13 protein-coding genes and 2 pseudogenes are annotated in these 13,213 nt (G+C 67.4%); 4 read left to right on the plus strand and 11 right to left on the minus strand.

Annotated features, from left to right (window positions below; translation table 11 throughout):
* The first annotated feature begins 209 nt into the window (after nucleotides 1-209).
* Nucleotides 210-1,835 (plus strand): protein kinase domain-containing protein, encoded by a 1,626-nt coding sequence (locus OG407_RS26110; protein ID WP_405861692.1) that lies wholly within the window; start codon nucleotides 210-212, stop codon nucleotides 1,833-1,835.
* A gap of 154 nt (nucleotides 1,836-1,989) precedes the next feature.
* Here OG407_RS26110 and OG407_RS26115 read toward each other — a convergent pair whose 3' ends face one another.
* Complete coding sequence (locus tag OG407_RS26115) at nucleotides 1,990-2,529, minus strand: bacterial proteasome activator family protein (protein ID WP_327402747.1); 540 nt, start codon at nucleotides 2,527-2,529, stop codon at nucleotides 1,990-1,992.
* Nucleotides 2,530-2,691: 162 nt separating this feature from the next.
* On the opposite strand from OG407_RS26115, the gene OG407_RS26120 reads away from it, so the two are divergent.
* On the plus strand, nucleotides 2,692-3,387 hold the full coding sequence (locus OG407_RS26120) for a hypothetical protein (RefSeq protein ID WP_405861694.1): 696 nt from the start codon (nucleotides 2,692-2,694) through the stop codon (nucleotides 3,385-3,387).
* A 32-nt stretch (nucleotides 3,388-3,419) separates the two neighbouring features.
* Here the strand turns inward: OG407_RS26120 and OG407_RS26125 are convergent, their stop codons facing one another.
* The 3 genes and pseudogenes from OG407_RS26125 to OG407_RS26135 form a co-directional block, all read right to left on the minus strand.
* A complete protein-coding gene (locus OG407_RS26125; RefSeq protein WP_405861696.1) occupies nucleotides 3,420-4,400 on the minus strand; it encodes an NAD(P)H-quinone oxidoreductase in 981 nt (326 codons plus the stop codon).
* 72 nt (nucleotides 4,401-4,472) lie between these two features.
* Nucleotides 4,473-5,165, minus strand: a pseudogene (locus OG407_RS26130) (potassium channel family protein); the annotation flags it as partial.
* Between the two features lie 193 nt (nucleotides 5,166-5,358).
* Nucleotides 5,359-5,904, minus strand: a complete 546-nt coding sequence (locus OG407_RS26135) for a hypothetical protein (RefSeq protein ID WP_405861698.1) — start codon at nucleotides 5,902-5,904, stop codon at nucleotides 5,359-5,361.
* A 425-nt stretch (nucleotides 5,905-6,329) separates the two neighbouring features.
* Here OG407_RS26135 and OG407_RS26140 point away from each other — a divergent pair, with 425 nt between their 5' ends.
* A complete protein-coding gene (locus OG407_RS26140; RefSeq protein ID WP_405861700.1) occupies nucleotides 6,330-7,439 on the plus strand; it encodes a potassium channel family protein in 1,110 nt (369 codons plus the stop codon).
* Between the two features lie 108 nt (nucleotides 7,440-7,547).
* Here OG407_RS26140 and OG407_RS26145 read toward each other — a convergent pair whose 3' ends face one another.
* From OG407_RS26145 to OG407_RS26170, 6 genes and pseudogenes are all read right to left on the minus strand, one after another.
* A complete protein-coding gene (locus tag OG407_RS26145; protein WP_405861702.1) occupies nucleotides 7,548-7,793 on the minus strand; it encodes a DUF2283 domain-containing protein in 246 nt (81 codons plus the stop codon).
* A 39-nt stretch (nucleotides 7,794-7,832) separates the two neighbouring features.
* Nucleotides 7,833-8,521: pseudogene (locus OG407_RS26150) on the minus strand (transposase family protein).
* 269 nt (nucleotides 8,522-8,790) lie between these two features.
* Nucleotides 8,791-9,288, minus strand: coding sequence for a hypothetical protein (locus OG407_RS26155; RefSeq protein ID WP_405861704.1), 498 nt, complete (start codon nucleotides 9,286-9,288; stop codon nucleotides 8,791-8,793).
* Nucleotides 9,289-9,303: 15 nt separating this feature from the next.
* Complete coding sequence (locus OG407_RS26160; RefSeq protein WP_405861706.1) at nucleotides 9,304-9,912, minus strand: hypothetical protein; 609 nt, start codon at nucleotides 9,910-9,912, stop codon at nucleotides 9,304-9,306.
* 647 nt (nucleotides 9,913-10,559) lie between these two features.
* Nucleotides 10,560-11,138: an HAAS signaling domain-containing protein gene (locus OG407_RS26165; protein ID WP_405861707.1), complete on the minus strand. Its 579-nt coding sequence runs from the start codon at nucleotides 11,136-11,138 to the stop codon at nucleotides 10,560-10,562.
* A complete protein-coding gene (locus OG407_RS26170) occupies nucleotides 11,135-11,500 on the minus strand; it encodes a PadR family transcriptional regulator (RefSeq protein ID WP_405868603.1) in 366 nt (121 codons plus the stop codon). The genes OG407_RS26165 and OG407_RS26170 overlap by 4 nt, the downstream gene beginning before the upstream one ends.
* Before the next feature lie 545 nt (nucleotides 11,501-12,045).
* Between OG407_RS26170 and OG407_RS26175 the strand changes: the two genes are divergently transcribed.
* Nucleotides 12,046-12,561, plus strand: a complete 516-nt coding sequence (locus OG407_RS26175) for a hypothetical protein (RefSeq protein WP_405861709.1) — start codon at nucleotides 12,046-12,048, stop codon at nucleotides 12,559-12,561.
* On the opposite strand, the gene OG407_RS26180 is transcribed toward OG407_RS26175, so the two are convergent.
* The gene (locus OG407_RS26180) at nucleotides 12,558-13,115 is read right to left on the minus strand and encodes an SMI1/KNR4 family protein (RefSeq protein ID WP_405861711.1); all 558 of its coding nucleotides are present in this window, start codon (nucleotides 13,113-13,115) and stop codon (nucleotides 12,558-12,560) included. The two genes, OG407_RS26175 and OG407_RS26180, sit on opposite strands and share 4 nt — an antisense overlap.
* Between the last annotated feature and the right edge of the window lie 98 nt (nucleotides 13,116-13,213).

Raw genomic sequence — 13,213 nt, forward strand, 5'->3', positions numbered from 1 at the left:
CGGAGACGGACCGGCCATCAAATCGGTATCACGGGGCGTCGTGCAAATTCTGTGTACCGCCGGTACAGCACCTGTAACGCTTCCACGACTCTTCTTTCGCGTACGGTCACGGATCGGGCACCGCGCTTGACGTGTCAGTGCCCTCCGGCAGACTTGGCCGGGAATGGCACTTTCGATCACTGAGCCGGCGCCGATGGGGGACACGGGACATGAGCCAGGACGGCGCACAGGGCCGCTACGCGGGGCGCGCGCTCGCAGGTGGCCGCTATCAACTGCGCGACCTGCTCGGCGAGGGCGGCATGGCCTCGGTGCACCTGGCGTACGACTCGGTGCTCGACCGCCAGGTCGCGATCAAGACACTCCACACCGAACTCGGCCGGGAACAGGCCTTCCGCGAGCGCTTCCGCCGCGAGGCCCAGGCCGTGGCCAAGCTCACCCACACCAACATCGTCTCGGTCTTCGACACCGGCGAGGACGCCCTCGACGGCACGACGATGCCGTACATCGTCATGGAGTACGTCGAGGGCCGCCCGCTCGGCTCCGTACTCGACGAGGACGTACGGCAGTTCGGCGCGATGCCCGCCGACAAGGCGCTGAAGATCACCGCGGACGTGCTGGCCGCGCTGGACATCAGCCACGAGATGGGCCTGGTCCACCGGGACATCAAGCCGGGCAACGTGATGATGACCAAGCGCGGGGTCGTCAAGGTGATGGACTTCGGCATCGCCCGCGCCATGCAGTCCGGTGTCACCTCGATGACGCAGACCGGCATGGTCGTCGGCACCCCGCAGTACCTCTCGCCGGAGCAGGCGCTCGGCCGGGGCGTGGACGCGCGCAGCGACCTGTACTCGGTCGGCATCATGCTGTTCCAACTGGTCACCGGGCGGCTGCCGTTCGACGCGGACTCGCCGCTGGCCATCGCGTACGCGCATGTGCAGGAGGAGCCGGTCGCGGCCTCCTCGATCAACCGTTCCCTGCCGCCGGCCGTGGACGCGCTGATCACCCGCGCGCTGAAGAAGAACCCGAACGAGCGCTTCCCGAACGCCGAGGCCATGCGCGACGAGTGCCTGCGGGTCGCCGCCTCGCTGCACGCCGCCGCCCCGAGCATCGTGCCGGGCGCGCCCGCACAGAGCGGCGCGGGCGTCGGCTCCGCGGTCTTCCCGCCGGTCGACCAGACGGCCCCGGCCCCCACCGGCCCCGTCCACACGCCGTACCAGCCGGGTCCCTACGGCGGCACGCCCGCGCCCGCCCCGGCCTACGGCTATCCGCCGCAGGCGGGCTACCAGCCGCAGCACTCGGTCGGGTTCGGGCAGCAGGGCATCTCGACCCCGCCGCCGTACAACCTGACCCCGCAGCACCCGACGCCGGCCTCCGGGGGAGGCGGCGGCAGGAGCAACAAGCCGGTGATCATCGGCTCCGCGGTCGTAGCCGTCGTCGCGGTCGGCGCGCTGATCGTCGCCCTGTCGATGAACAACGGCAGCGACGGCGACGCGAAGGGCGGCGGCAGCGCGAGCGCGAGCACCTCGGTGACGGCGGTCGAGGGCCACCGTGACGGCGACACGTCGAAGACGATCGCGACGACCGCGTGCACGGAGCCCGAGGAGTCGTACAACGACCCCAGCAAGATCCAGGTCCCGGACTTCCAGTTCAAATACGTCAGCTCGGTCAAGACCTGCCTGCAGGCCGCGGGCTGGAAGGTGAAGATCAAGTCCGAGGACGAGAACACGTACGGCCAGGGCACGGTCATGGACCAGTTCCCGGCGGCCGGCACGGACGTGGACCCCAAGGACATGCCCCAGATCCAGCTGGGCGTGTCCACGGGCAACCCGTCCTGACGTCGGAGAGCGACCCGTCGCGACCCCGGTGATGTGGAGGGGCCCGGCAGCATCGGCTGCCGGGCCCCTTTGTCGTGTCGGTACGGGCTCGTGTGCGGGTCGGGGGTCGTCCTACAGGTAGGGGTCGGGAGTCCTACAGGTACGGGTCGGAGTCCTACAGGTACGGGCCGCCCACGCGACCGCCGCCCGGCTGACCCTCCTCGGCGCCGTCGCCGCTGCCCGGCGGCAGCGCCCGGCGCATCTGCTCCAGCTGCGCCCGCGCGGCCATCTGCTGGGCGAACAACGTGGTCTGGATCCCGTGGAAGAGCCCCTCCAGCCAGCCCACCAACTGGGCCTGCGAGATGCGCAGTTCCGCGTCGCTCGGCGTCACGTCGTCCGCGAACGGCAGCGACAGCCGCTCCAGCTCCTCCACCAGCTCCGGCGCCAGACCGTCCTCCAGCTCCTTCACGGAGCTGCGGTGGATCTCCTTGAGCCGGGCCCGGCTGGCTTCGTCGAGGGGAGCCGCACGCACCTCCTCAAGAAGCTGCTTGATCATGCTGCCGATCCGCATGACCTTGGCCGGCTGTTCCACCATCTCCGTCACCGGGATCTCGCGGGAGTCCTCGTCCCCGGTGCCACCCAGCGCCATCCCGTCCTGTCCCACGACCAGGATCTGAGGCTTCTCCGGTGACCTTTCGTTCCTCGGCATCTCCATGCCGCCATTCTCTCGCACTCGTACACCTCAGCACTGTGGTGCCCCCCCTCGAAGGGTGATCGACCGTTTCCGCATGGCCGAACCCGGAGTGCCGGAGCGCCCACCCGGTGTGACGCTGATTGCGTCGATCTTGCCGCCTCGGCTCGGGAGGGGGTCACGGACGTGACTCCATGGCTGCGTACATTGCCGTCGCTGCGTGTGACGGGGCTGCTGCTCGTGCTGGGCACGGGCGCGGTGGTGAGTCCGTGCGGGGGTGTTCCGGCGTACGGGGCTGTTCTCGCGTACGGGGTGGAGGCGGGGAGCGGTGCGAGTACCGGCGGTTCCGGGAGTGGTGGTCGGGTCGCGGTCTCGGCGCCCTCGTCCCCGTCCGCCCCGGCCACGGACTCCGCTACGGCGCCTGCCACCACCTCCGCCTTGCGGCCTGCTGCCGGCCCCGACCCAGCCCGTGTCTCCCCCGATCCCTCCCGGGCCGGCAGCCAGGCGGGCGAAGGGCGGGAACGGCCCGGACGTACCGCAGGGCCGACCGCGGACGAGGACGAAAGCGGAGGTGGGGGCGGAGGTGGGAACGGGGGCGACGGCGACGACACGACCGGTCTGACAGCGGACGGTGACGACGACGGGAGCCACTCGGACAGTTCCGCCAGTCCCGCCAGTCCCGCGCCCGCCGACTCCGCGTCCGCCCAGGGGGCGGCACCCGTGCCGACCTCCCCGCCGCTCCAGCCCGTGCGCCAGACCGTCACCCACGCCGAGGACCCCGCCGAGCCCGTGCTGCGGATCCTGCCGCTGGGCAGCGGCCTGATCCTCATCGGGCTCGGCCTGGGCCTCGCCTTCATCGGCCTCCGGGTGCGCCGTAGTTAGGAACTGCCGGGCCTACGGCGGACAGTCCGGCCCTACGGCGCGACGAGCAGCACCTTTCCGATGTGCCCGCTGTCCTCCAGCACCTGGTGCGCGGTCCCGGCCTCGCTCATCGGCAGCTCCCGGTCGACGACCGGGCGGATGTGACCGCCCTCGATCAGCGGCCAGACATGTTCGCGTACGGCGGCGACGATGGCCGCCTTCTCGCCGAGCGGGCGGGCCCGCAGCGAGGTCGCGCTGATCGCGGCCCGCTTGCCGAGCAGGGTGGCGATGTTCAGCTCGGCCTTGATGCCGCCCTGCATCCCGATGATCGCGAGCCGCCCGTTGACGGCGAGGGCCTGGACGTTGCGGTCCAGGTACTTGGCGCCCATGTTGTCGAGGATGACGTCGGCGCCGGCACCGCCCGTGGCCTGCTGGAGCTCGGCGACGAAGTCCTGCTCGCGGTAGTTGATCAGGATGTCGGCGCCCAACTCGGCGCAGTAGTCCAGCTTTTCCTTCGTACCGGCGGTGACGGCGACCTTCGCGCCGACGGCCTTGGCGAGCTGGATCGCCATGGTGCCGATACCGCTGGAACCGCCGTGCACGAGGAGCGTCTCGGCGGGGCGGAGGTGGGCGACCATGAAGACGTTCGACCAGACCGTGCAGACCACTTCGGGCAGCGCGGCGGCCTGCTTCAGGTCGATGCCGGCGGGTACCGGCAGCAACTGCCCGGCCGGAACGGCGACCTTCTCGGCGTAACCGCCGCCCGCGAGCAGCGCGCACACCTCGTCGCCGACCGACCAGCCGGACACCCCGGGGCCGATCCCGGTGATCCGGCCGGAGCATTCGAGGCCGGGGTAGCGGGACGCGCCGGGCGGCGGGTCGTAGAAGCCCTGGCGTTGCATGATGTCGGCCCGGTTGACGGCGCTGGCCACCACCTCGACCAGTACCTCGCCCTCGCCGGCGACGGGATCGGGGACCTCGCCCCACACCAGTGCCTCGGGCCCACCAGGTTCGGAAATCGTGATCGCATGCATGGGGCCGACGCTACTCCTCGTCCTACGGCCGACCGCCGAAGGCGGGCCACCGAGGGGGCGGCCGGAGGCGGGTCACTCCGGCAGCGGCCGGGTGTCCGGTGCGACCTGCGAACCCGGCGAGACCCGCACGATGGTGATGAGCCGGTCGGTCAGCTGAAGGGTGCCGATGGCCGGATCGTCGTAGCCGAGCACCCGGTGCCCTCGGACGACGCTCACCACCAGGTCGTCCGTGTCGCGCGGCGACTTGCCGACCTCGGCCTTTATGACCGGGCGTTCGGTCATGTCGAGCCCGCTGCCCTGCTGGATGAGGTCCTCCATGACCATGCCGGCGGCGGGGCTGAGCACGGACAGGCCGAGCAGGCGGCCGGCCGCGCTGGCGCTGGTGATGACGGCGTCGGCGCCGGACTGCTTCAGCAGCGGCGCGTTCTCCTCCTCGCGCACGGCGGCGACGATCTTCGCGCCGCGGTTGAGCTGCCGGGCCGTGAGGGTCACCAGGACGGCCGTGTCGTCGCGCTGGGTGGCGATGATGATCTGCCGCGCCCGGTGCACCTCGGCGCGCTTCAGGACCTCGCTGCGGGTGGCGTCCCCGACGACCCCGACGTAGCCCTGACTGCTCGCCGCCTCGATCGCCTTGCCGCTGGGGTCGACCACGACGACCTGTTCCTTCTTCAGCCCGGTCGCGCACACGGTCTGGATCGCGGACCGCCCCTTCGTCCCGAAACCGATGACGACGGTGTGATCCCGCAAGGTGGACCTCCAGCGGTTTCCCGAAAGTACCCTAAGGGCATGGACAACGACCTTGTGCAGCGCGCCCGTTAGGGAGACTTAGAGGGACAGAACTGGGCCGGCCTGGTCCGTCTGTCCTTCGAGGTCGACGAGGGGCCCGCCACCGCTGAGAGCGACGTTACCGGCACCACGGACGCCAAGCCCGCGTTCCGGCCCATGACGGGGCGCGACATCAGGAGCCGCGACGAGCAGGAGAAGGGCGAGGGGTGGTGCCGTCGGGCAGTCGACGGTCCAGTTGTTGCGCCGCGAGAAAGGTGTAGTAGTCCGTCGGGCGCAATCGCAGGTGGACTTCCGGCTGCTCCTCAAGAGCAGTCCGGGAAACATCGAGCGTTTCGACCGCATATCGAGGTCCATTCCACAACGGTGTCCGGCCCTCTGCCCTCAACCGCTCGCTTTCTTCCTCGATCTCGGCCCACCAGCCAGCCATATCGGAAGGCAGCTCGATTCCCTGGTCCAGCACCTGGATGTAGACAGCTTGCGCGGGTATGGGCGACTCCCCGTCTCCTTCGACGATCAGTGCGGAGGTATGAAGAGGGCCCAGGGAGAAGGTTCTCCACGCTGGGCTGGACTCCTCCCGGCGTCGCAGGTTGCGTACCGCGCTCTTCGAGCGAGTGCGCAGTCTGTACCACCTGTTCTGAATCGGGTCCTGGAACAGAACCGCGACCAGCATCCCGAGTACAGCGCCGACGACCCCGTTGGCCAGATCGATCCCACCCATGTCAGGCAGAGTAGAGACCTTGATCGCACCATGCGTGATCTTGTCTCTTCTGTTACGACGCCCAGCAGAGCCGTCCCGCCAAGGAGGCCCCCGGCATTGACCACCGGGAGCCTCGACGGAGGCGTCAGTTCATGGACCGGGCTCAGTCCGCCAACGGCAGATACACCCGGTTCCCGCTCGCGGCGAACTCCTTCGACTTCAGCAGCATCCCCTCAGCGACCTCCTCAGCCGTCGCCCCCGCAGCCGCCGTACCGCCGAACTGCGCTGTGATGCTTTGGCTAATCTTCATCGAGCAGAACTTCGGCTCGCATACAGGGCAAGATGCCCCAGAGGACTGGGGGTCGCCCTCAGCGATCCATGCCGGGTTCAGCGGCATCAGGGATCATGATGCTGAGTACCTGGATCACCGGCGCTGGGGGCACGCGATGAGAAACGACGAGCGACCACCGCTCAAGAGCGGGAAGTTCTCCATCCTTCGGTCCCTCTGGTACCGCTCGCATGCCGAGGCCCGAGACGACGCCGAAGCAGGTCGCTCCATCACGATGCCGGCGCAGAGTGCCGTGCCTCCACTTCAACAAGTGCTGCGGCGCCTGGCTTTGGGTCTCCTGGTGCTCGCCGTAACCACGTTGATCGTCTACGTCGACCGCGACGGCTACAACGACAACTCCGACGGCTCGGTCGACCTCCTCGACTCGGCGTACTACGCCACCGTCACCCTTTCCACCACCGGCTACGGCGACATCACCCCGGTCAGCGACCCAGCCCGGCTCACCAACATCCTCGTCATCACACCGCTGCGAGTGGTCTTCCTGATCATCTTGGTCGGCACCACGCTCGAAGTACTCACCGAGCGCACCCGGCAGCACGTTCGTGTGCACCGTTGGCGCTCCCGTATCCGAGATCACGTCGTCGTTGTCGGCTACGGCACCAAGGGGCGCCACGCTGTTCAATCGCTCTTGGGCCAGGGAGTGCCCAAAGAGCGGATCATCGTCGTAGACCCGGTGCGGAAGGCCGTGGACGCCGCCAACAGTGACGGACTCGTGTCCGTGTGCGGAGACGCGACCCGTGCCGACACGTTGCGGAAAGCCGAGACGCAGAACGCGGCCCGAGTCATCATCGCTCCCCAGCGTGACGACACCGCCGCTCTGGTCACCCTCACAACCCGCCAACTCAACAGGCGTGCATCCATCGCTGTCGCAATCCGCGAGGACGAGAACGTACCGCTGCTGAAGCAGAGCGGCGCCGACACGGTGATCACCAGCTCCAGCGCCGCCGGCCGGCTGCTCGGTGTGGCTACGGCCAGCCCGCACTCAGCCAACACCCTGGAAGAACTCATGACCTACGGCTCCGGCCTTGATCTCATCGAGCGCCCCGCATCCAAAGATGAGGTAGGACGTTCTCCGCGCGAGAGCAAGGACTTGGTCGTGGCCGTCGTCCGCCGTAAAGAGGTTCTGGCCTACTCCGAGCCAGAGGCACAAATCCTCAAGGCCGGAGACCGCCTGATCACAGTCGAGCGGTCCGTACCGAGCATCTGATCAGGCAAAACTCGCTGGAGATTGGTGGCACATCCACCAAACCATTGAGCCTTTTCCAACCTGCGCCGGTGGCTGTGCAGGGCAGCACTCGCCGGGCTGCTCCCGGGCTCAACTTCCCTCGGGGTCCAGCCGCTCGGCGGCTTGGAGCACGTACGCGGGGAGCTTCGAAGTGGCGGCTAGGACCTCGATGCCGATGAGACGGCCCTGCTCGTCGAAGTCGAGGTTGATCATGCCGTCGACGTCGATCGGATCGCAGGGATAGGTATGTGCTGATCTCACGCTGACCTGCGGGTCGGTGAAATATATGTACGCCGCGTTCACGCTCTTGTCGTAGGTGACTTTGACGTCAGGCACGATGCTGGGGTCCCTTCTGTGTTGTTGATCCCGGTCTCGTCAGTGCGCTGCGAGTTGCAGGGCGAGGATGGCCTTGACGATGGTGGTGATGCAGGTCGTACTGCAACGGAGTTTGCGCAGGAGGCGCCAGGTCTTGAGGGTGGCCATGGCCTGCTCGCCGAGCGCGCGGATCTTCGCGTGGGAGACATTGACGGCTCGCTGACCTGTGGAGAGTTTGTCCCAGCGACCGCGGTAGGGGACGCGGACGGTGCCGCCTGCTCCTTGGTACGCCTTGTCCGCCCAGCAACGGACGCCGGCTTGGGCCAAAGCGGCGGGGATGCCGTGGGTGCGGGCGGCCTTGATGTCGTGGACCGCTCCCGGCAGCGCGGGTGATGCCCAGAGCAGGCGGCCGAAGGGGTCAGTGATGACCTGCACGTTCATGCCGTGCTTCCCGTGTTTGCCGGAGTAGAAGGGGCGGTCGGCGGCGATGCGGTCGATCGGCAGCGGGGTGCCGTCCAGGATCACGAACGCTTGTAGCGGTACACGGTGGCGATGCCAACCTTGAACGCGGCGGCGAGCTGGCCGTAAGTGTCGCTGCATCGCAGGTGCGCGAGGGCGAGGAGTGCCTGGCGTCCCGCTGGCAGGCGTCGCCACCGGCTGCCGATCTCACGGCGGCGCTGACGCAGGTGACGGGCGAGGAACCGCAGGGTCGAACTGGACAGGTCGATCCCGGACGGGTAGACAAGCACGGAAGCTCCTGGTGGACATTGGGTGATCTTGGTCGTGAACCCGTCTACCAGGAGCTTCACTTCGTTGTACAGACCTCCGCGACCAACCAGCCACGCTCAACACAGGTTGGAAAAGGCTCATTGACTCCAGCGGTTTAAGACACCCGTAAATCTACGACATGCCAGCGTGCAGTGCTTCTGACCTAACTCGATGTCAGCCAGAAGCACTGCACGCCTAAAACGGGAGCGAGGGATCGGCGCAGCCAACCGTAATGCTCACGGTGAACTGTTTAGTTGCCGGATGGTTGGGTGATGACGATCCGCCAGATCACCGAATTGGCCGCTGAGAACTTCCACGCCAGTTCGTGCATCTTGGCGTGCGGTATCTCGGCAGTGAACACGCCGCTCCCGTCACCGCACTGAGACCCGATGAGGGACTTTCCAGCTGCGATTACGTTGAACTTGGAGGGACCGGCGCATGTCCACATCACCGTGACGGATGAGGCTTTCCCCGCTGATGCCGGAAGCGTGACGCCGCCCGCACCATGCCCCGACCTCGTGTACAGCGTCTTCGACCCGACAGGGAGTGACGACTGGACCGGATTGGGAAGGCGGTCCGGGCTCGTCGGGGTCTGCGCCGGAGAGGGGGTCGCGTCGGACCCCGTCGTCGGTTTGGCCGGTGACGACGTCGACCCGTGGGTGGCGGTCGCCTGGGAGTGAGAGCCGCCGGAACAGGCCGACACCAGGGCCAGGGCCGACAGGGATGCGGCCAGCAGGGAGCGCTTCATCAGGTCGTCCTCAGCTCACGAGTGGGCGATGTAGGGCGAGAGCGCCGGGAGCTTGGCGGTCCCGTGGTTCGAGACGATCCACTTGCAGCCACCGTTGTAAGAACCGCGCTCCCAGTTGAAGGAGTAGCCCTTCGAACCAAGGGCAAGCCATCCATCCGCCTGGTTCGCCGGAACTTTCCACGCCCCACCGAGGGTGACGGTGGTGGTCTTGGCGTAGGAGATCGAGGCGCTGATGGTCTCCTCGGCGGACGCGAAGAGGACTCCCTCGCTGAACTTGGCCGCATACGTGACGGTGCCGGTCCACGTGTGGCCCTGAGCCACCGAGACCGAAAGAAGGATGCCGGACTGTCCATGGACGGTCTTGGTCTTGTCACCGACGAACGTGCTCTTGACTTTGGAGAAGGAGAAGCCCGGGTCGGCCGGGCAGCCGTCCGGGTGGACCGTACTGTCGACGTCGGCGTCGGCCGGCGCCTGAGGGATGGGGTTCCCGTCCTGGTCTGCATTGTCAGGATTGGCCGTCGTCGGGGTGTCCACCGCAAAGGCAGTGCCCGCCCCTCCCCCTCCTACAGCCAGAAAGGCGGTCAGTACAGCGGCTGTGCATGCGCGAGTCAGCGTGGCGTTCATTGGTTCCCTCCGTTTCGCCACCTCCGGGGGAGCGACATGAACAGAACAATCATCGAATGCCTAGGTGATCGTCAAGAAAAATCGAACATTCTGAGCGAGACTTGAGCTTGGCGATTGACTCGGGGCTACTTTTCACGGCACGCCCCCTTGCGGGTAAGTAAGAAAAATCTCCCACACCTTCGGCATAAATCGACCACGCACGCGTGGAGATATCGCCTTTTCTATTCCCTCTTTACCTGATCAAGGAAATCCAAGGATTGATTCTTGGTTATCTGATGATCGCTACACACTCGATCGTGGCCTAGGCCGCGTCCCCAAACTCTGGGAGATACCCGAGGTGGACGTGGCCCATGTGCGCGATCGGGCGGGGCTCGCTGCGGGGACGGTGCCACAGGCAGACTCCGAGCGGAGTGAGGAGCGCTACCGGACGGCCGTAGGTGAACGACGCTTGGAGCTGAGGTACGGGCCGGGCGAGGCCCGCGCGGTCGCGGAGGCGGCAATGCGGGCGGCGGCGCCGGTGAAGGCCCATACCGCTGACCTGGTGAACATGGCGCTGGACAACGTGCTGCTCTTCGGCGACTACGACACCGCCACCCTCCACATCCCGCCCGGCCCGTATGACAGCGAGCTTCGCCGAGGGGGGCCTTTCAGGCTGCGTGGGGGCGCAGGCGTGCGGAACTGCGTCCCAGTCGGATAGCTCCGGCCAGCGGGATCACCATGGCGATCAGGAATATGCCGATGAGTTCCTCGGCACCGAGGCCGCCGGCGAGAACGAACAGTGCGGCAGCCGCGGGGATCACTAGTAGAGGTGAGAAGGCGCAGAGGATGCCCAGGCGCTTGTCCCGCCTGGTCCATGCTGGAGAGCGCCAGATCCGCACGGAGGCAAGGACGGCCACTACGAGGCCGATGCCGAGGACCTCGAAGAACGGGGCAGCCAAAACCATCATGCCCAGGGTCAGAGTGGTGCGCGCGCTGCTCTGCGGCTGCAGCGGGGTGACGCCGGGTTCTTCGGCGATCGCGGCGGCGGCGATCTCCCGCGGGGTGCCGAGCTGGTCCAGAGCCTGCTGGACCGCCGCGTCATCGGCACCCTGCGGCAGCACAGACTCGATGTGCTCGCGCAGGTCCGCCAACAGGTCACGGCGCCGGTCGTCGGACAGCACTGCTGCCTGCGTGTCGACCGAGGCCAGGTAAGCGCGAACCAGCGGGTGGGTCAGGGCGTCGCTCATGATTCAGCTCCAGAAACGAGAAAACGGTCAACAGCATCACGGAAACCGGGCCAGTGCCCGGAGAACTCCGCCAGGGCTTGTCGGCCCTCGTCGGTCAGTTCGTAGTACCTGCGGGACGGGCCGCTGGCCGACTCCACCAGGTACGTGGCCGCCAGGCCACTTCTGCGCAGACGAGACAGCAGCGGATACAACGTCCCCTGGCTGGTCGCCATGACCGGCGTATCCGCAAGAGCCTCCAGCAGCTCCACCCCATAGCGTGGCTTGTCAGACAGCAACGCCAGGACGCAGTACTCCAGCACGCCCTTGCGCAGCTGGCTCACACCGCGGGCCTCCACGTGATTGCTTGCTTTGCCAGCTACCATGCAATGCATACTACGTGGGCGTGTCAACCCCGGTCCAGAACTGGCGACCTCGCGTAATCCGGCCTCGGTCAACTGGCGGACCTGGGGCGTTGGTGTCTTTGTGGCCGCCGAGCATGCCCGGCGGCCGAGGAACAGCCAGCGGGCGTCGGCGTTGGTGGCGGTCATGGTGTTCGGGTGCTGGCCGAGGTGGGCCAGCAGCAGCGAGGCAAGGGGCTCAGGGGCGGGTGAGGGCGGGTCACTGAGGCAGACGAGGGCCTCGCCGTCTTCCTGGAGGACATCGCCGGTGGTGAGCCGGGTGATCCGAGTGAGCGGCTACGCGGCCCATAGTTGCCCACGGTGACAGACCACGAGTATCTGATCCTCGTCGCCCTGCGAAACAGAACCGCCTACGTGACGCACGACCCTGGCCCTTCAACTTTGTTTCGGTCGAAACGAAGTTGGGCGACCTTGGTTCGGTCGAACCAAGGTCATAAGCCGGGCACTTCGCCACGATGCGCCCCCGGGCACGTCTTCCCGTCGGTCGCGGCGGGAAGGACTCTGGGCAGATGGCGGGCATGGAAGACGGCACACCGGTCCCGGTATTGCACACGGATCAGATCCACGGATGCCTGCGGGCCCTGGGGGCGCCCGAGCCGGAAGGGCTGCCCCGGGCAGTGGCGTTGGGGATGCTGCTGATGTTGGTGGAAGCCTTGGCAGCCATCGCCGACCGCTTCGACCAGGAGCAGGTGTACGAGGGCTACACCCAGAGCCTGCACAGTGCGCTCGGCCTGCCCGATGACTGCCCGGACATGGAGGCAGAGCCCTGCCCGGCCGCGATGCCGTGGCTGTGGCTGTGGCTGATGCGCTCTCGCATCACCCGCACGCTGCTCGACATGGACTCCGCCCCGCTATTCGAGGACGCTGCCGGACCCGTCCCCATCCCGTCAGCCCACCACCTGGTCGCCGCGGCGGAGGTAGCGCTAACGATCACGGTGGAGCCGCCCGACCCGTCCCAGCCGCTGGACCAGGCCGCCCGCACCGCACGCGACCGCCTGCGGAGCCTCGTCACCGACAGAACCTAGGAGTGCACTGCTTCCCGCACCATGGCGGCGAAGTCGTGGCAAGGCTCGGGGTCGTCACCGTCGCCGGGCCACCACTCATACGCGGTCCACTCGCCGTTTTCCCCGATGCTGTCGGCGTGCAGCAGCCAGTAGCAGCCGCTGCCGCCGTTGTCGTCGCCGATCAGCAGACAGCGCTTGAGTATGGCGAGATGGTCCACGAAGGAGTCGATGTCCGACCACGCTTCGATGAGGTCGGCGCACAGGTCGGCGAACCAACCGATGTCCCCGACCTGGAACAGGTCGACGAACCCGATATCCTCCCAGCCGTCGCTGACCCGGAGGAAGTTTCGGTACGAGGGAGGAAGCCTCACCCCGAGCCGCTCCTCGGCGGCCACGATCGCTTCCTCGCCAGCCGGTTCGGCACCGGCCCACCCGGCCTCCAGCCGCTCCTCACTGATGACCTGCCGATGCTCCTCGATGGCCTCACGGACCTCGTCCGAGTTGATGTGCCTGGCGTTGTAGTCGCTGAGGAACGCGCGCCATTCCGCGACCGTCACAGGCGAAGGGGTCGTCATACCTGAACTCCGGTGATTCATACGGTGGGTCTCGGACAGCCTCACACGCCCCACTGACAATCGAGGCGTGTGCTGACCCGGCGGCGACCTGGCCCTTG

The organism is Streptomyces sp. NBC_01515, assembly GCF_045040345.1.
In the GTDB taxonomy this organism is placed as follows: domain Bacteria; phylum Actinomycetota; class Actinomycetes; order Streptomycetales; family Streptomycetaceae; genus Streptomyces.